Annotated in this window: 19 protein-coding genes; all 19 read left to right on the top strand. The window is 52.4% G+C overall.

The window, feature by feature from the left end:
• Positions 1-515: 515 nt before the first annotated feature.
• The 19 genes from A15D_RS09760 to A15D_RS09670 all read left to right on the top strand — a co-directional run bounded on the left by A15D_RS09760 (position 516) and on the right by A15D_RS09670 (position 21342).
• A complete protein-coding gene (locus A15D_RS09760; protein ID WP_102791778.1) occupies positions 516-1970 on the top strand; it encodes an MBL fold metallo-hydrolase RNA specificity domain-containing protein in 1455 nt (484 codons plus the stop codon).
• Between the two features lie 308 nt (positions 1971-2278).
• A complete protein-coding gene (locus A15D_RS09755) occupies positions 2279-3445 on the top strand; it encodes a nucleotide sugar dehydrogenase (RefSeq protein WP_102791777.1) in 1167 nt (388 codons plus the stop codon).
• 319 nt (positions 3446-3764) lie between these two features.
• Positions 3765-5141: a phosphomannomutase/phosphoglucomutase gene (locus tag A15D_RS09750; protein WP_102791776.1), complete on the top strand. Its 1377-nt coding sequence runs from the start codon at positions 3765-3767 to the stop codon at positions 5139-5141.
• 42 nt (positions 5142-5183) lie between these two features.
• Positions 5184-6200: a UDP-glucose 4-epimerase GalE gene (gene galE / locus A15D_RS09745; RefSeq protein WP_102791775.1), complete on the top strand. Its 1017-nt coding sequence runs from the start codon at positions 5184-5186 to the stop codon at positions 6198-6200.
• A 172-nt stretch (positions 6201-6372) separates the two neighbouring features.
• A complete protein-coding gene (locus tag A15D_RS09740; protein WP_146026865.1) occupies positions 6373-7587 on the top strand; it encodes a hypothetical protein in 1215 nt (404 codons plus the stop codon).
• A 203-nt stretch (positions 7588-7790) separates the two neighbouring features.
• Positions 7791-8789, top strand: coding sequence for a UDP-N-acetylglucosamine 4,6-dehydratase (inverting) (pseB, locus tag A15D_RS09735; protein ID WP_102791773.1), 999 nt, complete (start codon positions 7791-7793; stop codon positions 8787-8789).
• Positions 8789-9940, top strand: a complete 1152-nt coding sequence (pseC, locus tag A15D_RS09730) for a UDP-4-amino-4,6-dideoxy-N-acetyl-beta-L-altrosamine transaminase (RefSeq protein ID WP_102791772.1) — start codon at positions 8789-8791, stop codon at positions 9938-9940. The genes pseB and pseC overlap by 1 nt, the downstream gene beginning before the upstream one ends.
• Positions 9937-10638: a pseudaminic acid cytidylyltransferase gene (gene pseF / locus A15D_RS09725; RefSeq protein ID WP_102791771.1), complete on the top strand. Its 702-nt coding sequence runs from the start codon at positions 9937-9939 to the stop codon at positions 10636-10638. The genes pseC and pseF overlap by 4 nt, the downstream gene beginning before the upstream one ends.
• Positions 10635-11720, top strand: coding sequence for a UDP-2,4-diacetamido-2,4,6-trideoxy-beta-L-altropyranose hydrolase (gene pseG / locus A15D_RS09720; RefSeq protein WP_102791770.1), 1086 nt, complete (start codon positions 10635-10637; stop codon positions 11718-11720). The genes pseF and pseG overlap by 4 nt, the downstream gene beginning before the upstream one ends.
• Complete coding sequence (locus tag A15D_RS09715; protein WP_102791769.1) at positions 11717-12376, top strand: formyltransferase family protein; 660 nt, start codon at positions 11717-11719, stop codon at positions 12374-12376. Before pseG ends, A15D_RS09715 begins: the two co-directional genes overlap by 4 nt.
• Positions 12354-13403: a pseudaminic acid synthase gene (pseI, locus tag A15D_RS09710; RefSeq protein WP_102791768.1), complete on the top strand. Its 1050-nt coding sequence runs from the start codon at positions 12354-12356 to the stop codon at positions 13401-13403. The genes A15D_RS09715 and pseI overlap by 23 nt, the downstream gene beginning before the upstream one ends.
• Before the next feature lie 156 nt (positions 13404-13559).
• Positions 13560-14363: a hypothetical protein gene (locus A15D_RS09705; RefSeq protein WP_199175848.1), complete on the top strand. Its 804-nt coding sequence runs from the start codon at positions 13560-13562 to the stop codon at positions 14361-14363.
• Positions 14363-15637 (top strand): lipopolysaccharide biosynthesis protein, encoded by a 1275-nt coding sequence (locus A15D_RS09700; RefSeq protein WP_102791766.1) that lies wholly within the window; start codon positions 14363-14365, stop codon positions 15635-15637. The genes A15D_RS09705 and A15D_RS09700 overlap by 1 nt, the downstream gene beginning before the upstream one ends.
• Positions 15637-16263 carry a DapH/DapD/GlmU-related protein gene (locus A15D_RS17295; RefSeq protein ID WP_199175846.1) on the top strand — a complete coding sequence of 209 codons (627 nt, stop codon included), beginning with the start codon at positions 15637-15639 and terminating at the stop codon, positions 16261-16263. The genes A15D_RS09700 and A15D_RS17295 overlap by 1 nt, the downstream gene beginning before the upstream one ends.
• Positions 16264-16295: 32 nt before the next feature.
• A complete protein-coding gene (locus A15D_RS09690; protein ID WP_102791765.1) occupies positions 16296-17843 on the top strand; it encodes a capsule biosynthesis protein in 1548 nt (515 codons plus the stop codon).
• 2 nt (positions 17844-17845) lie between these two features.
• A complete protein-coding gene (locus A15D_RS09685; protein ID WP_102791764.1) occupies positions 17846-18637 on the top strand; it encodes a glycosyltransferase family 2 protein in 792 nt (263 codons plus the stop codon).
• Between the two features lie 263 nt (positions 18638-18900).
• Positions 18901-19857, top strand: a complete 957-nt coding sequence (locus A15D_RS09680; RefSeq protein WP_102791763.1) for a UDP-glucuronic acid decarboxylase family protein — start codon at positions 18901-18903, stop codon at positions 19855-19857.
• The gene (locus A15D_RS09675; RefSeq protein WP_102791762.1) at positions 19857-20798 is read left to right on the top strand and encodes an NAD-dependent epimerase/dehydratase family protein; all 942 of its coding nucleotides are present in this window, start codon (positions 19857-19859) and stop codon (positions 20796-20798) included. The genes A15D_RS09680 and A15D_RS09675 overlap by 1 nt, the downstream gene beginning before the upstream one ends.
• Entirely contained in the window at positions 20779-21342 is a 564-nt protein-coding gene (locus A15D_RS09670) for a sugar transferase (protein WP_369825831.1), read from the top strand. The genes A15D_RS09675 and A15D_RS09670 overlap by 20 nt, the downstream gene beginning before the upstream one ends.
• Positions 21343-21369: the final 27 nt, after the last annotated feature.

The following is a 21369-nucleotide window of genomic DNA, read 5'->3' as shown; positions in this document are numbered from 1 at the left end:
AGGAGCTTTGCTTGCAAGGCGATCCGAGCCTTGGCGAGGGCAAAGTCTTCTCTCCACAGGGAGCACCAAGATCACCGGGGTAAAACCGGGGGGATGTCTCTGTGCCGCGGCATGTATTGCGGTGGCGGTGGGTTTGTCCTGGGTGGGGTTTTGCGGCGGAACCTCCACTCCTGCAGGGGTTCGATTACGGGGTGGGGGAACCTGCCCCTTGAGAGATGCCTTCACTATTCCCTTTGGGATTCTTGCTCACGTGGTGATCCATTTGTGATGGGGATGGCCTGGGGTTGTGGTTGTCTCGTTGAGGCTCGTTATCGCTATGCGAGCATAGCTCCTACAGTGGGGTGGGACAGTGGGGAGAGGGTAGCTTTTGTAGGAGCTTTGCTTGCAAGGCGATCCGAGCCTTGGCGAAGGCTTGTTGTGGGTTGTCTTTGTTATCCGACAGGGATTGTGGTGTTTTGCTGACAGTTTCGCTTTGGTGCGGAGGATAACATGCCGGGTTTGCCAGTGGAGCAGGTATGGACAGGGATGACCAGCGGGAAGGGGGTGTCGTCTTCCCGGCGATACGACACCATGGCGCGGTGAAGGGGGTGACCGGGTCGGCACACGAATGGCAGCCGGGGCCCGGGGTGAGTGTGCTGATCGACTGTGGGCTCTTTCAGGGGCGTGATGCTGGGCCCGGGGGTGCCAGTGCGGACGATTTGCGCATGGATTTTGATATTTCCTGCGTGCGGGCGCTGGTGGTCACGCATGTTCATATTGATCACATCGGTCGGCTGCCCTGGCTGCTGGCGGCGGGGTTCAGCGGGCCGATCTATTGCAGCGAGCCGTCTGCCAGGTTGCTGCCGATTGTGCTGGAGGATGCGTTTCGTCTGGGGATCAGCCGGCAGCCCGACAGGGTGGAGGCCTTTTTGGAGACGGTGCGTCGCCGGTTGGTGCCGCTGACGTATGACACATGGCACCGGATAGCGTTAGGGGCGTTACCTGTTGAGCTGAGCCTGCGACGGGCGGGCCATATTCTGGGCTCGGCATATGTGACGTGCCGCTGTTGGCCTGATGGGCGCGAAGGAGCCCCGCACGATACGGTGTTTTCGGGTGATCTGGGGGCCAGGGACGCGCCGATTTTACCGGCCCCGGTTTCTCCCGAGAGCGCTGATGTGCTGGTGATCGAGAGCACCTATGGGGATCGCCAGCATCAGGGGCGTGAAAGCCGCACCCGTCGATTGGAAGCGGTGCTCGAGAAGGCTCTGTCGGACCAGGGTACGGTGTTGATTCCGGCGTTCAGTATTGGTCGCACCCAGGAGCTGCTCTACGAGCTGGAGGAGATTATTCACACCCGCCGCAGCGATCCGGTGAATGACACGCTGGCGTGGGATGCGTTGCCGGTGATTCTGGATTCGCCGTTGGCGAGCCGATTTACCCAGGTGTATCGAACGCTCACGCCGTTTTGGGAGCAGGAGGCGAGGGAGCGCCTGGCGGTCGGTCGTCAGCCTCTGGGCTTTGAGCAGCTGTTGACGGTGGATGATCACGACGCCCATTGCCGCATGGTGCACCACCTGGCGAGCAGTTATCGGCCGGCAGTGGTCATTGCTGCCAGCGGGATGTGTGCGGGAGGGCGGATCACCCGCTACCTGAAGGCCATGCTGGGGGATGCCAGACATAATGTGCTGTTTGTGGGGTATCAGGCCCGCGGTACCCCCGGCCGGGTGATACAGTCCCGGGGGCAGGGCGGAGAGGTGGTGCTGGACGGTCAGACCTACCCGATTGCAGCGGGAATCGACAGTATTTCTGGGTACTCTGCCCATGCGGACCAGCAGGATTTGTTGCGATTCGTCATGGGCATGCAGCGGCTCCCGGCGGAGATTCGGGTGGTGCATGGTGATGATCGCGCCAAACGGGCGTTTAAGGCCCGCCTGGAAACCGCCTGTGCGGAGCGCGGGCATCGTGGCCGGGTGATCTGTCCGGAGGGTTAGCCGTATCGTTCTGTCCCGCGCTCACCTTTCTGTAGGGGCGGCGCACCCTTCGTGAAGTGATTGGCTTGGGGTTATGGTTGCCTCGCTGAGGCTCGTTATCGCTATGCGAGCATAGCTCCTGCAGCGGGGCAGTGGTGGGTAGAGGGCTTTTGTAGGCGCTTTGCTTGCAAGGCGATCCCGTCGTGATGCGGATGCGGGTGGGCTTTGTGCTGTGCTCTGGTTGGTGTCTGTAAGCGGGTTTGGTCGGTATACTAGCCGGTTTTGGGCCAGGTATGGTTGCCTGCTCGTTTGCTGTATCGAGGAATTGAATGAAAATTGCGGTCGCCGGAACCGGGTATGTGGGTTTGTCCAACGCGGTCTTGCTTGCCCGGCATCATTCCGTGGTGGCGGTGGACATTGATGCGAACAAGGTGGCAATGCTGGGTCGGGGTGAATCTCCGATTCATGATGAGCTTATAGAGGCCTTTCTGGCACAGGGAGAGCTGGATCTCGTTGCAACGACAGATGCCCATGCTGCCTACGCTGGGGCAGATTTCGTCGTGGTGGCGACCCCGACGGATTACGACCCGGAAACACACTATTTCAATACCGCCTCGGTGGAGTCTGTTATTGCCGAGGTGCTGGCGGTAAATCCTGATAGCACCATTGTGATCAAGTCGACGGTTCCTGTGGGTTTCACTGCATCGATCCGTGAGAGATTAGGCGCAGCCAATATCGTGTTTTCCCCCGAATTTTTGCGTGAGGGCAAGGCGCTTTACGATAATCTGCATCCTTCACGGGTGATTGTGGGTGATCACAGCGATGCCGCCAAGGTGTTTGCCTCCTTGTTGGTTGAGGCGGCTGAGCAGGAGGATGTCCCGGTACTGTTTACGCATCCAACCGAGGCTGAAGCGATCAAATTGTTTGCCAATTCTTATCTGGCCATGCGAGTGGCTTATTTCAATGAGTTGGATACCTACGCGGCAGTAAATGGCCTGGATGCACGGCAGATTATCGAGGGGGTTGGCCTCGATCCTCGCATTGGCAGGCATTACAACAACCCGTCGTTTGGCTATGGCGGTTACTGTTTGCCAAAGGACACCAAGCAATTGCTGGCGAATTTTGCTGATATTCCCAATAGTCTCATCGGTGCGATCGTGGATGCCAACGATACCCGTAAGGATTTCATTGCGGAGGATATCCTGCGTCGCTCGCCACGTCGGGTTGGGGTTTACCGGTTGATCATGAAGACCGGGTCGGATAATTTTCGGGCGTCGGCCATTCAAGGGGTGATGGAACGCCTTCAGGCCGCAGGGGTGGAAATGGTCGTCTATGAGCCTGAGCTGCAGGAGGGGGAGTTCCGTGGTTGTCAGGTGATCCGTGATTTTGGTGCCTTTACGCAGGATTGCGATGTGATCATTTCCAACCGACTGTCGGAAGCGTTGGCGCCCTGCGCTGATAAGGTATACACCCGCGATCTTTTTGGCAGCGATTAATCGCCTGCCGGGTTCGTGGCGGGTGCCCCTTCTGCCCGCCTATCCATTTCCCCATTACAGCAAATATGTCTGGCTGGCCTCGCCAAGGCTCGTTATCGCTATGCGAGCATAGCTCCTACAGCGGGGCAGTGGTTGTGAGGGGGTTTTTGTAGGAGCTTTGCTTGCGAGGCGATCTGTTCGTGGTGCGAATGTCCAACAGGGTCGCTGGTGTGTTAAAGAGAGTATTCCTGCCGCTGGGGGGAAGAGGCGCGCGTGCTTTTCGCGTATCATGGCGCCCGCGATGATCTTCCTTCTGTGACCTGTCTGAAATGGATTTGTTATGAGTCACCCGATTCCTGCTTCAATTTTCCGAGCCTATGATATCCGCGGTATTTACCAGGAAACCCTGACTGATGAATGGGCCTATCTGATTGGGCGTAGTATTGGTTCTGAGGTGCTGGCCAGCGGCCAGCGACGCATCGCCATTGCCCGCGACGGTCGACTGTCTGGCCCGGCCCTTACCCAGTCTCTGGGGGATGGTATTCGAGCGGCAGGTTGTGATGTGGTTTATGTGGGCATGGTGCCGACCCCTGCGCTGTATTTTGCCACTTACCATTTTGATGACCTGAATTCCGGTGTGATGCTGACCGGTAGCCATAACCCGGGGAATTACAATGGGTTCAAGATTGTCATCAACGGCGTCACTTTGTCCGGGGAGCGTATTCAGGCTCTCTACCAGCGAATTGTGGAAGGGGATCTGGCAGAGGGTGCTGGCGACTATGAAGAGCGAGAGGTGCTGGCGGCGTATCAGGACGCTTTCCTGGGGACGCATACCCTATCGCGCCCTCTAAAAGTGGTGGTGGATTGCGGTAATGGCATTGCCGCTGTTCAGGCCCCGCAGGTGCTGGCCGCGCTGGGTTGCGAGGTGGTGCCACTGTTTGCCGATGTCGATGGTACCTTCCCGAATCACCACCCGGATCCCGGTGACCTGAAAAACCTCCAAGACCTGATTGCCTGTGTGAAGCAGGAGAAGGCGGACCTGGGGCTGGCTTTCGATGGCGATGGTGACCGGGTTGGCGTGGTGACGCCGTCTGGCGCGGTGATCTTCCCGGATATTCTGCTGATGGCCCTGGCGGAAGACATGGTGAAACGACAGCCTGGGGCGAAAGTCATCTTTGATGTGAAGTGCACCGGTGCCTTGTTCGATGTGATTCGTGAGGCTGGCGGGGAGCCCGAGATGTGGCAGACCGGGCACTCACTGATCAAGGCGCGGATGAAAGAGACGGGTGCGTTACTGGCGGGGGAAATGAGCGGCCATATCTTCTTCGCGGAAGATTGGTACGGCTTCGATGATGCGCTGGTGGCGGCGGCCCGGATTCTGGGCATTATCAGCCGTGCCGAAACGGATGCGGATGTGTTGTTTGGGCGTTACCCGGCGCTGTGCACGACCCCGGAAATCAACATTGAGGTTACTGACGATAACAAGTTCAGTATTGTCGAGTTCCTGCAAACCCAATCGGATTTCGGTGAGGGGACCCGCTGCGCTATCGATGGCATTCGTATGGATTATGCCGATGGCTGGGGGCTGTGCCGCGCATCAAACACCTCGCCAAAACTGGTGCTACGGTACGAAGCACAAAACGAAGAGGCGTTGAGCCGCATCCGGTCTTTGTTCGAGGCTAATGTTCAGAAGGCCATTGAATCGGTACAGGCCTGAAAGCTGAGTCTGGATGATGGACTGTAAACAAGGAGAGTAAGCATGGAAACCATTCTGGTGACTGGAGGGGCTGGCTATATCGGTTCCCACACCGTGTTGTTGTTGCTGGAGGCCGGCCATAAAGTGGTGGTGCTGGATAACCTGTCCAACAGCAGCCCGGAGAGTTTGCGCCGGGTGGAGCAGTTGACAGGCAAGGCAGTGACCTTTCGTGAAGGGGATATCCGTGATGCTGCCTGTCTGGATGCACTATTTGCCGAGTTTTCGGTTTCCGGGGTGGTGCATTTTGCCGGGCTGAAGGCCGTCGGCGAGTCTGTGGCTGAGCCGCTGCGATATTACGATTGTAATGTAGTGGGCACGATCCGGTTGCTGGAGGCGATGGCCCGAGCAGGGGTAAAGCGGCTGGTGTTCAGCTCGTCGGCCACGGTGTATGGCGACCCGGCCAGTGTTCCGATTAATGAAGACTTTCCCTTGAGCACGACCAACCCCTATGGGGCGTCCAAGCTGCACATTGAAGATATGCTGCGGGACCTCTACGTGTCTGATGACAGCTGGGATATCGCGTTGTTGCGTTATTTCAACCCGGTGGGCGCCCATGAAAGCGGCCAAATTGGGGAAGATCCGTCTGGGATCCCCAATAACCTGATGCCTTACATTGCCCAGGTGGCTGTCGGAAAGCGTGAAAAGTTGAGTGTGTTTGGCGGTGATTATTCCACCCCCGATGGAACCGGGGTGAGGGATTACATCCATGTCATGGATCTGGCCCAAGGCCACCTGGCAGCCTTGCGGGCGCTGAAGGATAAGGGCGGGCTTCTGACGGTAAATCTGGGGACCGGTCGAGGGTATAGCGTGCTGGAAATGGTGCAATCTTTTGCTAAGGCGTCCGGGCGAGAGGTGCCGTATGAGATTGTAGCGCGTCGTCCCGGTGATGTTGCCCAGTGCTACGCAGATCCCGCCCATGCGGAGCAGGTACTTGGCTGGAAGGCGGAGCGGGGCATTGTGGATATGTGCCGTGACCACTGGCGTTGGCAGGAGGCCAATCCTAACGGGTTCCGCGGCTAAATATGTTTCACCGGGATACCCCGCTGGCTGACTTGAGTGGCTGGCGGGCTTGTCATGGACTGACAATTATCAAGCTTTTACGTATTGCCTGGGTGAGTTTTATTACGATCAGGTGTCTCGTATGCCTGAGGGTTAATAACGTATACGGACGCTAGTGCAAAGCTTGGTAAATATGAAAATGGAAGACAGTTGCACCATGCCAGCAACCCACCGTATGGGCAAAATTAGCGAAGGCACTCTTTTTTATGCCTTTGTGTTCCTTTGTCTCTTTTATGCGGGTTATTTCTACCTGGTAGGCATAGAGAATGGAGAGCTGCAGGGCTCTCACCTGTTCAGTTATATCAAAGAGGCGTTTCTTTGGCTGCTGTTGGCGGTGGCGTATGTTCAGACGGAAGATAAGCGACGCCTGTTTGTTCGTCACCGCTGTTTGTTGATCTCTCTGTGCTTGCTGGTCGGCGTTGCGGTGGTCAAATCCCTGCTGGCGACGGATCTCAGCTTTTTGCTGTCAATCAAGACGCTCTTGCTGATGGCTGGGTTCTTTATCCTTTTTTATGATACGAAGATTTCTCTTTCCTCTTTGAGCAAGGCTTTTTATGTCGTGCTGCTCGTTCAGATACCCATTGTCTCGATAAATGCGCAAAGCGATCAATGGGGAGAGCAGGCATTTGGCACTCTGGCTAACCCGACCGCTCTGGCTTTCTTTATTTGCTTTTGCTCCTTTCTTCTCTTTCAAGAAAAATCGGTTTATCGCTGCCTGGTTCTATTTTGCCCCTGGATGATTTACCTGACTGACTCCTTCGCTGGGTTGATTGTGCTGGTGGCGCAAATGGGGGTCGCCCTTGCGCTATCCTTGCTTTCGGGAAAGCAGAGAGGGAATGCGCTCTTGCTGATTCTGGGGTTTGTTATCGCATCCTTGTTCATGCCGCTGCGGTTTGAGCGCCTGTATATCTTCTGTGTGGACATGGTGATGAACCTGTATTCGGCCTTGCCTTTTACGGGAGCGGAGGCAGGCAGCAACCGGCTTGACACATTGTCGATATCGGTGAGGGCGGAGCAGGCGGAAGCGCTCTACTCTTCTTTTCAGCCAGGTTTTGTTCTGTGGGGGGCGCCAGCATTCAAACCCTTTGATAGCGCGCTGGTCTCCTTTCTTTGGAACTTCGGGCTTTTGGTGTTTCTCCCTATGCTGGTTCCTGTGATCCGGGGAGGCGCAGACTGGCTACGCTCTCTGGCCGTCAGGCCCTATTATCTGGTGGGCTTGCTGCCGATTTTTCTATTCCTCTCTGTTATAAGAATCCATATATTCCACTCTTTCTGGATCTGTATCATTGTGCTGCTGCTTATGATGCGCAGGGATCGGGAGGTAAACCGTGAAGTCACCAATCCTTGAACGGGCGCCAGTCCCGGATGTGAAGCAGGGCTAAGTGCCTACGGTAGATAGAGGCTGAGGTCAGGGATAGGTATGATGTTGGTTTGTCTGCCCAGAATAATAAATGAGATTCATTTAGGTTTTGCGGCTGGTGTACTTAGGGGCTTTCCGGGATGGACAGTCTCCTGGTGTCGAGAATTCTGAAACGTTGAAAGGTCATTTGAATGTTCCAAGACAAGACAATCCTTGTGACGGGCGGTACGGGCTCATTCGGGCATAAGTTCATCCCCATGACGCTGGAAAAATACAACCCGAAGAAGATTATTGTCTTTTCCCGTGATGAGATGAAGCAGTGGGAAATGGCCAAGCTGTATAGCGGCGATGACCGGCTGCGTTTCTTTATAGGAGATGTTCGTGATCGAGAGCGTCTCTACCGTGCCCTGGATGGGGTCGACTATGTGGTTCATGCTGCTGCAACCAAGATTGTCCCTACCGCTGAGTACAACCCCTTTGAGTGTGTAAAAACCAATATCAATGGGGCAATGAACCTGATTGATGCCTGTATCGACAAGGGGGTAAAAGGCGTGGTGGCGCTGTCTACCGACAAGGCTAGCAGCCCTATCAATCTGTATGGGGCGACCAAACTGGCCTCTGACAAGTTGTTTGTCGCTGGAAACTCGTATGCCGGGGGGCACGACACCAAGTTCTCTGTGGTGCGATACGGAAATGTGATGGGCTCTCGGGGTTCTGTCATCCCGTTTTTTATGTCTATCAAGGACAAGGGGGTGTTGCCTATTACCGACCCCCGTATGACCCGCTTCATGATTTCGCTGGAGCAGGGCGTGGAGCTGGTGTGGCATGCGTTTGAGGATATGGTCGGCGGGGAAATCTACGTGAAGAAGATCCCGTCCATGAAAGTGACAGATCTCGCCCGGGTTGTCGCGCCAGAGGCGGATCAGGAAGTGATTGGTATCCGCCCTGGTGAAAAACTGCATGAGCAGATGATCAGTGAGGAAGACGCTTACTACACCTATGAGTACCCGGAGCATTTCAAGATTTTGCCGACCATTAACGAGTGGGCGACGAGTCCTGAGCGTATCAAGGATGGCAAAAAGGTCCCCGAGGGCTTTGTTTACGCCAGTGATAACAATACTGAATGGATGTCGGATGCTGAGCTACAGGCCTGGATCGATGCCAACTTCGGTGAAATCGGAAAAATCTGATGATTCCTTATGGTCGCCAGGATATCAGCCAGGCCGACATTGATGCGGTGGTTGAGGTTCTGCAATCCGATTTTCTGACTCAGGGCCCGAAAGTCCCGGAATTCGAACGCATAGTGGCCGACTATTGTGGGGCGGCAAGAGCTGTGGCTGTCAATAGTGCGACGTCCGCATTACACCTTGCCTGCCTGGCGTTGGAGTTGGGCCCGGGAGATCGTCTGTGGACTTCTCCTGTCACGTTTGTGGCCTCTGCCAATTGCGCACTTTACTGTGGAGCCAGCGTGGACTTTGTCGATATCGATCCACGTACCTACAACCTGTGCCCTGTTGCCCTTGCGGAGAAACTGCGTGTGGCTGAGGCGCAAGGGGCGTTGCCGAAAGTGGTTGTGGCTGTGCACCTGTGTGGCCAGCCCTGCGATATGAAAGCGATTGATCGCTTGGCAAAGCAATATGGTTTTCGGGTGATTGAAGACGCGTCCCATGCCATTGGTGGCAAGTATGCCGATGAACCGATTGGCAATGGCCGCTATAGCGACATCACTGTCTTCAGCTTCCATCCGGTGAAAATCGTCACGTCTGCCGAAGGCGGGATGGCATTAACGAATGATAATGCCCTTGCTGACCAGATGGCATTGTTACGTAGCCATGGCATTACACGTGATCCCGCCCTGATGACTCGGGAACCTGATGGGCCATGGTATTACCAGCAGGTTGCCTTGGGTTTCAATTATCGTATGACCGAATTACAGGCGGCGTTGGGAATTAGCCAGATGTCGCGCCTGGACGACTTTGTGTCACGCCGTCATGGCCTGGCCTCACGGTATGATTTGTTATTGGAAAGCCTGCCTGTGACAGCACCGTGGCAGCACCCGGACAGCTATTCCGGGCTGCATCTCTATGTCATTCGTGTGGCCGGGACGTCACATCAACAGGTGTTCGATTCGCTCCGGGAGAAAGGGGTTGGCGTCAACCTGCACTATATCCCGGTTCATACTCAGCCGTATTACCAAAGCATGGGCTTTGACGCTGCAGATTTTCCTGAAGCGATGGCCTATTACGCAGAGGCGATTAGTCTGCCTATGTATCCCGGGCTCACCGAGCAGGATCAGGATTTCGTCGTTTCGTCATTAAGCGAAGCGCTGGAGAAAACATGAAACTGGCGGTTATTCCGGCGCGGGGAGGCAGCAAGCGAATCCCCAGAAAGAATATCAAGCCATTCTTTGGTAAACCGATGATCGCCTGGTCGATTGAGGCGGCGCTGGAAAGCGGTTGTTTCGATGATGTTGTGGTGTCTACAGATGATCCAGAAATTGCCGACGTAGCACGCGAGTATGGCGCTTCGGTCCCGTTTATGCGGCCATCAACGCTGGCGGATGATTTCACCGGAACAATACCCGTGATCAGGCATGCAGTTGAGTGGCAACAGGGGCAGGGCGATTGTGTCGACTATGCCTGCTGCATTTATGCAACGGCGCCTTTTCTTCAGCCCGAAGATCTACGCAAAGGCCTGAACATTATTCGAGAGAAAAGGTGCAGTTACTCGGTTTCGTCGACTAGTTACGGGTTTCCGATACAGCGAGCATTTCGATTGAATGAGCAGGGGCGCCTGTCGATGTTCAATCCGGAACATTTTCAAACCCGTTCTCAGGATCTTGAAGAAGCTTATCATGATGCGGGCCAGTTTTACTGGGGTAAAGCCGCTGCCTGGCTTGGTCAGGTTCCTTTTTTTACAGAAGAAACTGCACCGGTACTTCTTCCTCGATATCGTGTTCAGGACATTGATACTCCAGAAGACTGGGAGCGGGCTGAGCTTCTTTTCCGTTTGTCCCGGGAAGAGGATAAAGGTCGGTGAACGTTTTTTTCAGGGCTGATGCATCAACGAGAGCTGGTAGCGGGCATGTCATGCGCTGTCTGACATTGGCAGAAATACTCCGCAGCAAGGGCGCAGATTGTACCTTTATTTGTAGAGAGCACCCGGGCCACCTGGCAGACCTGATCCGAGAGAAAGGATTTGATGTTTGCGTGCTTCCTGTCGTCGTGGACAGGGGGGAGGCTGAAGGAGAGTATGCAGACTGGCTTGGCGACAGCTGGGAGCATGATGCATCGCAATCCTTGTCGATTTGTGATGGTGCAGACTGGCTGGTGGTCGATCATTACGCGCTGGACCATCGTTGGCATAAGCGATTGGCCCCCGTCGTAGGACACGTAATGGTGATTGATGATTTGGCGAATCGGGAATACTTCTGTGATGTATTGCTGGACCAGAATCTGGGAAAAATTAAGGCCAATTATGAAGCCTTTGTTCCTGAAGGCTGCGTATGCCTAATGGGGCCGGAATATGCGCTGCTACGAAATGAGTTTATGGTGCGTCGCCCGCAAAGCCTTGCGAACAAGAATCAGGATATGGGCATACAGCGCGTGCTGGTTTCATTGGGAGGGGCGGATCAGGACAACGCTACGGAGTGGGTGCTGGATCTGCTTTCGAAGTCGGCACTTGAGGATCATACCTATCTAGACATTGTGATGGGGGCGTCCGCGCCGCATCTCGCGAGGATTCAAGAGATTGTTAAGAGTTTTCGGTTTGATGCGAGAGTATCCGTTAATGTCACAAACATGGCGGAAAGGATGGCTCTGGCCAATTTTTCTATCGGTGCTGCAGGAAGTACTGCCTGGGAGCGGTGCTGCCTTGGTTTGCCTTCAGCGATTCTCGTGCTGGCAGAGAATCAGCGAAAGATTGCCGAACAGCTACAGGCCTTTGGTGCGGGTGTGTTGCTGGACATAAAGCAGCCTATTAAAGAAGCCTCAGAATCACTGAATGCTCTATTCGCGAACCCGAAATCGCTGGAGGAAATGGGGCGACGGGCAGCCGGAATCTGTGATGGCAGGGGAGGCGAGAGAGTTGTTAGGAAGATGCTGGAGATACAGGGCTTATGAATATCACCTTGCTCTGCAGTGACGTAGCTCACCCCGTTATGCCCTGGTTGCAGCGCTGGGCCAAGAAAATGGAGAAAAAACATACAGTTTCGATATTGAACTCGCGCAATCAGCTAGCCGGAGGGGATTTTCTTTTCCTGGTTTCCTGTTCGGAAATGATTTCTTCTGAGTACCGTTCCTTATACCGACATACTCTGGTCTTGCATGCAAGTGATCTACCCCATGGAAGAGGCTGGAGCCCGCACGTATGGGAGTTAGTCGGAGGTGCTAATCATTTGACTTTGTCTTTGCTTGAGGCTGAGGACAAGGTGGATTCCGGGAGAATTTGGTTAAAAAAGCGTATTCAAGTCAGCCCGGACGCGCTGTGGTATGAAGTCAATGAGCTGCTCTTCAAAGCCGAAATTCAATTGATAGAAGAAGCAGTAGAGAACTATAAAGATATTGAGCCGACAGTGCAGCCAAGCTCTGAGGGTGGCTCGTACTACAGGCGAAGAACACCTGAAGACAGTGAGATTGATGCGTCTTTATCACTGTCTGAACAGTTTGATTTGATTCGAATGTGTGATCCTGATAGATACCCGGCGACGTTTAGGCTTCGGGGAAAAAAATACAGGCTCAAGTTGGAGAAAGCAGATGATGAAGACGATAGTCATTAATGGCCGTGAAATTGGTCCAGATTGCGATCCGTATATCATTGCAGAGATGTCGGCTAACCATAACGGAGACATTAATGCGGCTTTCAGAATTATTGAAGAAGCAGTTAAGTCCGGTGCAGATGCGGTAAAGATACAGACCTATACGCCGGACACTATTACGTTGAAGTCAGATCTGCCTGATTTTCAGATCCAGGGCGGTTTGTGGGGAGGCAAGTCTCTGTATGAACTGTACGAATGGGCTCATACGCCCTGGGATTGGCACCGACCCTTGTTTGATTATGCGAGAAAACTGGGGATAACCATTTTTAGCTCGCCTTTCGACGCAACGGCAGTGGACCTGCTGGAGGATTTAAACGCGCCAGCATATAAGATCGCTTCATTTGAAGCTATTGACATACCTCTTATTCGTTACGTTGCAGCTACGGGAAAGCCCATGATCATATCGACTGGTATGGCGGATGCTGTCGAGATTGCTGAGGCGATTGATGCAGCAAAAGAGGCCGGCTGCACACAGCTCGCGATTCTTCACTGTGTAAGTGGTTACCCTGCGCCTGCAGAAGACTACAACTTGCGAACTATCCCGGACATGATTGATAGGTACGGACTCGTGACGGGTTTATCGGACCATACTCTTGATAACACCACAGCTATCGCGAGTATTGTTTTGGGCGCCAGTATTGTCGAAAAGCACTTTACGCTTGATCGTAGCGGGGGCGGACCTGATGATAGTTTCTCTCTTGAGCCTGCTGACCTTGAAGCGCTATGTCGTGATAGCAAGACGGCAAAATCGGCATTGGGCAAAGTGGATTATGGGCGCAAGTCAAGCGAGAAGGGGAATATTCAGTTTAGGCGTTCTCTTTATTTTGTAGAGTCGCTATCGAAAGGTGATACGGTTTCTCCGGATTCAGTGCGTAGTGTTCGGCCAGGGTACGGTATTGCACCAAAGTTTTATAATGAAGTGCTGGGCCGCAAAGTTAAACGTGATGTCGAATATGGTGTGCCTGTCTCGTGGGATGATTTGGACTAGATTAAGTATCGCGGGGATAGAATGAGTGTTATTAGTTCAAACCGTATGAGGCATCTTTGGAATAGCCTTGGGAGCAAACCCCGGTACACATTGATGCGAGTTTTGGCTCGCTTCTCAATAATCCGGTTAATGGTTGCCAAGGCGAGAAGTCTATTGGTGAGCTCGCCCGGCAAGGCTGATAAACCGGAGCAGGAAACCTCGGTTTTCAATGGCTTGGATGTGGGTCGGGTCGTTTCTGACATTAAAAGTGATGGTGTGGCTTTCGGACTTCGGTTGCCGCCCACCATCGTGGATGCCATACGGAGTTATGGTGAACACGCCCTTTGCTATGCAGACCGGCGTTCGGATTGTGGGTTTCGCCTTTCTGAAAAAGCGGCCGCAGAAGAGAGAATCAATAAAAAAATCCTTGTGGCCCAATACTTTAATACTCTTGATGAATGTCCTGAAATTGCCCGGCTCTCTCAGGATCCTATATTAAGAAGTATCGCTGCCGATTATCTTGGTTCAAGGCCGACCTTTGTTGGGGCTAACCTTTGGTGGACTTTTCCTGTCAATGCCTCAGAAGAAGACAGGAACCGTCATGCTCATTATTTTCATCGGGATGTGGATGATTTCCGGTTTTTTAAATTTTTCTTTTATTTGACTGATGTGCAACCAGGTGATGGAGCCCATGTTTGTGTGCTTGGTTCGCAAGGAAAGCCACCGGTACGGCATTTTGCCGATCGCTGGAATCTTCGTCGTTATACTGATGATGAGGTGAGTAAGGTATTTCCTGAGAAGAGAATCGTAGAAATTTCCGGTAGGGCTGGTGATGGATTTGCGGAAGATACTTGGTGTCTTCATAAGGGGCAAACGCCGGTGAAGAAAGCGAGGTTGCTTCTGCAGTTACAGTTTGCATTGTTTGATTATGGCGTTATGAACGACCATAGAGAAAATGCAACCCTCAAAACGTTGATTTGATGCAGACGCTCAAGCTATCAATTGCTTCTCTGGCTCGGTCGCAGATCTGGTATGTCCCTGTTCTTGCTGGCGCCATGCTCTTGATGATGGCAAGACCTCTTCTGGTTGCAAGGGTGTTTGCGGCAGAGGAGTTTGCTGCCTACAGCTTGGGATTGTTGATATCCAGCACATTTTGTATGTTGGGCTGCATGGGGCTTCAATCCATATTGCAACGCAAGATGCCTATGGATTTTCTTTCTGGGGATGAAAAATCTGCTTTTGTTTTGCTTTTTCAGTGCATTGTCATTGCGTTTATTTGCTTGTTGGTAACTTTTATTGTTCCTGTGATCGGGTACAGCGCAGTGGGGTTGTCAGCTACCGGGATATTGCTGGCGCTAATTCACGGCCTTTCACAACAAATATTTTTACTGGTGGCTACAGAAAGCCGAAGTAGGGTGGAATCGCTCAGGTTCAGCAAACAGAATCTTGCGAGGGCGGTAATGGTTTTTACCGCTGCAGGTGTTGTGGCATTTTACAGCCAATCCGCAGTCGCAGTGCTGCTTATAGAGGCTGTGATTTCCTTTTTGATTTCGTTTTACATCCTTGGCCATTCACTGGCCAGGGCGAACTTTCCGTGGATGGAGCTGTTTAAAAGTGCAGTTTTCAATCTTGCTGCGCTGCCTTGGCGAAGTGCAATGGCATTTCTTGGGGTCATGTTTGTCGGTTTTTTTCTTTTCAATGCGGATAGGTGGTTAGCTGCTTCTGTCCTGTCGAGTGAGAGTTTTGCGGTTTACGCCTTTGGTTGGGTGTTACTGGCGGCAGCGCAATCAGTTCAAGTGATAATTAATTCATCAGTTTACCCTCATGCTGCGAGGTTATATTCCGGTAAGGGGGAGAGCGTCACCTTTCGCTTTATTTGCGTTTTGGCGGGTGGTGGTCTGCTCGCTGGGATAATGGCTGCATGGCCTGCTCATTATTTGATAGGAGCTCTTGTCTCCAAATGGTTTCCGGAATACGAAGAGATTGCTCTCCTGATGCCATATTTTATTCTTGCAGGGATTTTACGTGTTGGGGATTTTTGGTCTAGTTATCTAATGATCGTCGGGAAAGAAAGTTTGCTTTTAAAGGTGAATATCCTCGCCGCTGTAGCAGGGGTGGTGGCATGGTGGGTTCTGGTTCAGTGGCTTCTCCCCAGCAGAGATACTATCGTTGCTGTCGCGTACTTGGCGCTTATTCTTTCTTTGGTTAAATATATGTTTGTTTTCATCTGGTCGATCAGATGTAGGAGGGGATGATGATTAAAGCCCATCACATTAGATCTTTTTTTCTGTGGAGGTGGCTTGCTTTTTTTGTTTTCATTTTGAAAAAAGTTCGCTTGCATCCGACTACAGTTTTAAGTGGAAAAATTTCATCCTTCCTGTTTATGCCTGGGGTTAAAGCTGGCCCTAGGACCCGGTTTATTTTGTCTGGGGCGGGGCAGATTAAATTGAATGCTGATGTATGGATTTCGTCTGATGTCGAAATGGAGACATCAGGTATGATTGTTCTCGGGGAGGGGACCTCTGTACAGAGACGGGCAACAATTAATGGGGATGTGACCCTGGGCGCTGGCTGTATCATAGCTCCGAACGTGTTCATATCATCTGGAACGCACCCTTTCAGAGAATATAAAGACCTTCCAATAAGGGAGCAAGAAAGGTTGATAGTTGAGGAAAGAGGAAGTCTTGCTTCATTGCATCGACAGGTAAAGATCGGTAATGATTGCTGGTTGGGCGTTAATGCTGTTGTTTGCCCTGGGGTGCATATAGGCAACGGATGTGTTATCGGCGCTAACGCGGTTGTGACTCATGATTTGCCCGATTTCTCTATTGCTGTAGGGTCGCCGGCTAGGGTTGTCGGAAACCGTAAAACTAATAGCTAAATTCTCTTTTTCATCTTGTTAAGTAGACACCCATGAAAGTTGGTTTCGTTAATATTTTCTCATTCCGGCCGCATGTAGAGCATCTCTATTATTTGTCAAAGCTTTTCGAAAATGCTGGCCATGATGTTTTTTTTCTTACCTGCGACTCCTCAGTATCAAACTGCTATGCGAGGCAGATCAAGGGAACAGGAAGAATTACGGAATGCAGTAAATGCATGATTGGCGGTGTTCGCTCTTTTACTGGACATAATGTTTCTTCCATTAAGCGTCAGGCGAGCGATCTTCCGGATGAGGTGCTTGAAAAAATAGTGCTTTCCAGCTCTTGCACGGCAACTCGTACAGAGTCTGAAGCTGAATGGGGTGACCCCGAGCTTGTTTCAATTCGTGAATCCTTGAAGGGCCCTGCCGCTTCTGTCTATGAAAGTACGCGGCAGTGGATTGATCATAATCAATTAGAAGCTGTGATTTGCTTTAATGGAAGAATGGATCTTACCCGTGCTGTTACTTCCGCTTGTGAGAATGTCGGGATTCCTTATCTAACGCATGAGAGAACCTGGTTTGGGGACGGGATTCAGCTTGTTCCCAATGCGAATTGTCTTTCTCTTTTGAGTCTTCGTGAGCTTGTCAAGGAGTATGATAATCAGCCATTGCTGCCTCAGCAGGCGCGTAGCGCTGGAAAGCTTATTGGTGAGCGATTTTTACAAAGAAATTCCCTTGAATGGCGGCTATATAACAAAAACCCTGAACCCGCGCCTTGGCCAGTAACAGGTGGCGGTAAGCGTTTTCTCATCGTGCCAAGCAGTAAAAATGAATTTGCAGGGCATGATGAGTGGATGACCGGGTGGGAAGATAACACTAAAGCATTGGATGATTTTTTTGATGTATTCAATGTTCGCCCTGAGCAAGTCGTATTGCGCTGTCACCCTAACTGGGCTGAAAATATTGGCCAGGCTCAGGGCAATCGTTCGTTGTCACTGTATCGGCGATGGGCTAAGGAAAGAGGGATCCACCTCATCAGTAGTGAAGAAAAAGCCAGTACATATGATCTTATCCAGCAAGCAGATACTGTGATCATGAATGGCGGTAGTTCTTCTGTTGAGGCAGGGGCCTGCGGCAAGCAGGTGGTCTGCCTTGGGCCCTCAACGTACGACAGCGCGGGTTTTGTTCAGGTCTTTAACTCCCGTGCTGACATGGAAGCTCACGGCTTGGTTGATCTGGACCCGAATGAGGTGCGCCGAAAAACGCTTCGCTTCCTTTATGTGCGCTCCCATCGTTTTCCCCAGTTTGTCGATTATGTAAAAGCCATTGAAACCACACGTTACCGCTATTTTCAGGGTGCGGATGTAGAGCAAGCCATTTCAATGCTGAAAACTGGAAAAATCCCGGCGGATGATTCCAGTTGTGCCACAAACCCTGATGGTGAAGATGAAACCCTTGATCTGCTTGTTAATAAGCAATGGTCAGAACTTGCGGATTATGTGCCTTCCGTTCGTTCTCTTGAGCCAATGGAAATTGGTCGTCGTACCGGCTTTGGATGGGTTGATGGTGTGCGTTCACTTTTCTCACGAGGTGACAGATAGCCATGAGTGAAAAGACACCCTTGGTAAGCGTGGTGATGCCAGCGTTTAATGCCGCTGAGCTGATCGGGCCGACCCTTGAATCTGTGATTTCGCAGAGCTTTGGGGATTGGGAATTATTGGTCGTTGACGATTGCTCCAAAGACAGTACCCGAGAGGTTGTCCAGGCGTGGGCTGATAAGGATAGTCGAATCAAGTTGATCACATTGCCCAGTAACTTCGGTGGCCCGGCAGGGCCAAGAAATGAAGGGGTTCGACTTGCTCGCGGTCAGTATGTAGCGTTTCTGGATTCGGATGATATCTGGCACCCGGAGAAATTGCGTCTTCAGGTTCAGGTACTTCAGGAGCAGGGCGGAGACTTTGCCTGCTCCAGAATGCGAGACTTTGTAAAAGAGAGTGAAATCGAGTTCTGTGCTGTCAGCGATTTGCGTTTGCAGTCGGTAAAGTTCTTCCAGCAGTCTATTCGTACACGGATACCGACATCGAGCGTGATAGTGTCTCGAGCCGTATTGCTTCAGTTTCCATTCAATGAGCAACGTGAATATCGCGCGGTCGAAGACTACCACTGCTGGCTAAGAATTCTGCAGGCAGGTCATGTCGCGATTAAGCTGAACATTCCTTTGCTGCACTACAGGAAAGTGGAAGGGCAGATATCTGGCTCCAAAGTTGAAATGGCCAAAAAGGTATTTATGGTGCACAGGGAATACCCCGGCCGAAGTATCTTTTCGGCGTTAATCATGACGGTGGGACATGTGGTTGGTGCTTTGTATGTCAGACTGATCAAGAAAGAGCTCTGATTTGCATTCTCGATTCGTTGAGAGAAATGGTCGCTGGAAATGCGGCCATTTTTGTAATGATAACCATTTCCTTTTGTGTATGGTCAGGTCGGTTTTGATGATCTTTGCTGGCCCGAATTCAGTGTTTTGAGTGGTTGTTCTGTTCCCCCTGTGTTGTGAACAGCCTCTAGCTGCATTCATGGCATGGCCGGTACAATGAGTGCTTCTGCCACTGCTGATCAGGTAATGCCTGGCGGTGCTATGTTTTACAAGGGATTTATTATATGCGTGTTTTGGTAACTGGAGGGGCCGGCTTTCTGGGGTCACATTTGTGTGACCGCCTGCTCCAGGATGGTCATGAGGTCCTTTGTGTCGACAACTTCTTTACCGGTTCCAAAAGTAATGTTCAGCATCTTGTCGGGGCTCCCGCTTTCGAGCTGCTACGTCATGATGTGACACTGCCGCTGATTGTTGAGGTTGATCAGATTTATAACCTGGCCTGCCCTGCCTCACCGGTTCACTATCAGCATGACCCTGTTCATACCATGAAGACGAGCGTGCTTGGCGCCATGAATATGTTGGGTTTGGCAAAGCGTTTGGGTGCAAGGGTGTTTCAGGCTTCAACCAGTGAAGTCTACGGTGACCCTGAGGTCCATCCCCAGCCAGAAAGCTATTGGGGTAAGGTGAATCCGATCGGTATTCGCTCTTGTTATGATGAAGGCAAGCGCTGCGCTGAAACGCTGTTCTTTGACTATCACCGTCGTCACGATGTTTCCATCAAGGTGGCAAGAATTTTCAATACCTATGGGCCGAGGATGAACCCGGAAGATGGCCGGGTGGTCAGTAACTTCATTGTCCAGGCGCTGAGAGGGGACGATATTACCATTTACGGCGAAGGCCTACAGACACGCAGTTTTTGCTATGTCGATGACCTTGTCGATGGGTTTGTCCGTTTGATGAACAGCGATGTTAGCGTTACGGGTCCTGTCAATCTGGGGAATCCCGGGGAATTTACCGTCAGACAACTCGCCGAGCGTGTGATAGCGCTCACGGGGTCCTCTTCCCGTTTGGTGTTCAAGCCTCTCCCGCAGGATGACCCGCGTCAGCGCCAGCCTGATATCCGGCTTGCAGAGGAGCTGCTTGGCTGGGAGCCCCTGATTGAGCTTGATGATGGGTTACGCAAGACCATCACCTATTTCGATGGGCTGTTGTCAGGTAAATCCACTGCTGGAGCAGTGTGATGAAGGTGTTTGTGACGGGGGCATCCGGCTTTGTCGGTCATGCTCTTTCCCTGCATTTTCATGACCTCGGTTGGCAGGTTTCGGCGACGGCCAGAACAGTGCCTCCCGATTTTCCCGAGGATATTGCCTTTTATCCGCTAGATCTCGTGAGCACTTCGCTGTCAGATGGGGCCCTTCAGGCGGTTGACTGTGTTGTTCATTTGGCCGGGATGGCAGATCAGGGTGCAAGTGAGTCTCTGGAGGCTTATCGGCAGGTCAATGTGACGCCTGCGGTTGCCTTGGCCAGGCAGGCGATTAAGGCTGGGGTTTCCCGGTTTGTATTTGTCAGCTCCATGGCTGTTCATGGGGCGTCCCCACAGGCCGCGATTACTGAATCTTCACCTCTTGATCCGGCTACGGCCTATGCTGCTTCAAAGCTGGAGGCGGAACAGCAGCTTATGGCACTTTTCGCCGATGTAGAGGGGGCCGATCTGGTGATTGTTCGACCGCCCCTGGTGTATGGCGCTGCTGCTCGCGGCAACTTTCGCAAGCTTCTGGCCTTGGCGAATTCCCGACTGCCTTTGCCTTTTGGCTGCTGTCGCAATCAGCGTTCCATGGTGTCAGTCGATACCCTGGTGTGCTTTCTCGCTACCTGTTGCTCTACACCTGCAGCTGCTGGGCAGACCTTTTTGATTGCGGATGAGCCTGCACTCTCGACAGCGGAGGTCATCTCATCCTTGCGGCGAGGAATGGGCCGGTCGCCAGGTCTCTTGCCTGTGCCCCCGGTGTTGATGAAGCTAGCGCTAACGATGGTAGGTAAACGAGGGATGTTTACCCAGCTATACGGGGATTGCAGCGTTGAGTTACGCAGGGCTGCTGAGCTGCTGCACTGGGCCCCGGTCTCTGATACACGTCAACAGCTCGAACAGGCAGGAAAGCAGTATGCTGATGCGCTCCATTGATTTCGTGCTTGCCTTGTTTGGGTTGCTTGCGGGCTTCCCGGTTATGCTGATTTTGTTTCTGGTCGGGCTATTTGATACCGGGTCCCCCTTGTTTGTGCAGGAGCGGGTTGGTCGTCATCAGCGTCCTTTCAGGTTGGTGAAATTTCGCACAATGAAGGTGAGCACCCGCTCTGTTGCTACCCACCTGGCCAGTGCTGATGACATCACGCCCTTTGGTCGTTTTCTCCGTCGTTCAAAGCTGGACGAGTTGCCCCAGCTGTGGAATGTTCTCAAGGGAGAGATGAGCCTGGTGGGGCCTCGACCTTGCCTGTTCAACCAGACGGTTTTGATCGATGAGCGGGAGCGCCGTGATGTTTTTGCCTGGCGGCCTGGTATTACGGGGCTTGCCCAGGTGAATGAAATCGATATGTCCACCCCGGAATTGTTGGCGAAAACGGATAGGGTCATGCTGGACCAGCTTACACTGGGACTGTATTTCAAATTGATTGTCATGACGGTCACGGGCAAAGGTGCCGGTGATCGAGTCAAAGAAGAAGGGAAGTAGCCACCTTGATGTTGCTGTCCGTCGTGT

Origin of the sequence: Alcanivorax sp. MD8A (assembly GCF_002888555.1) — a bacterium.
Taxonomy (GTDB): Bacteria; Pseudomonadota; Gammaproteobacteria; order Pseudomonadales; family Alcanivoracaceae; genus Alcanivorax.
Note: the sequence above shows the minus strand (reverse complement) of the source record. Positions and strands in the feature narration are given on the sequence as shown.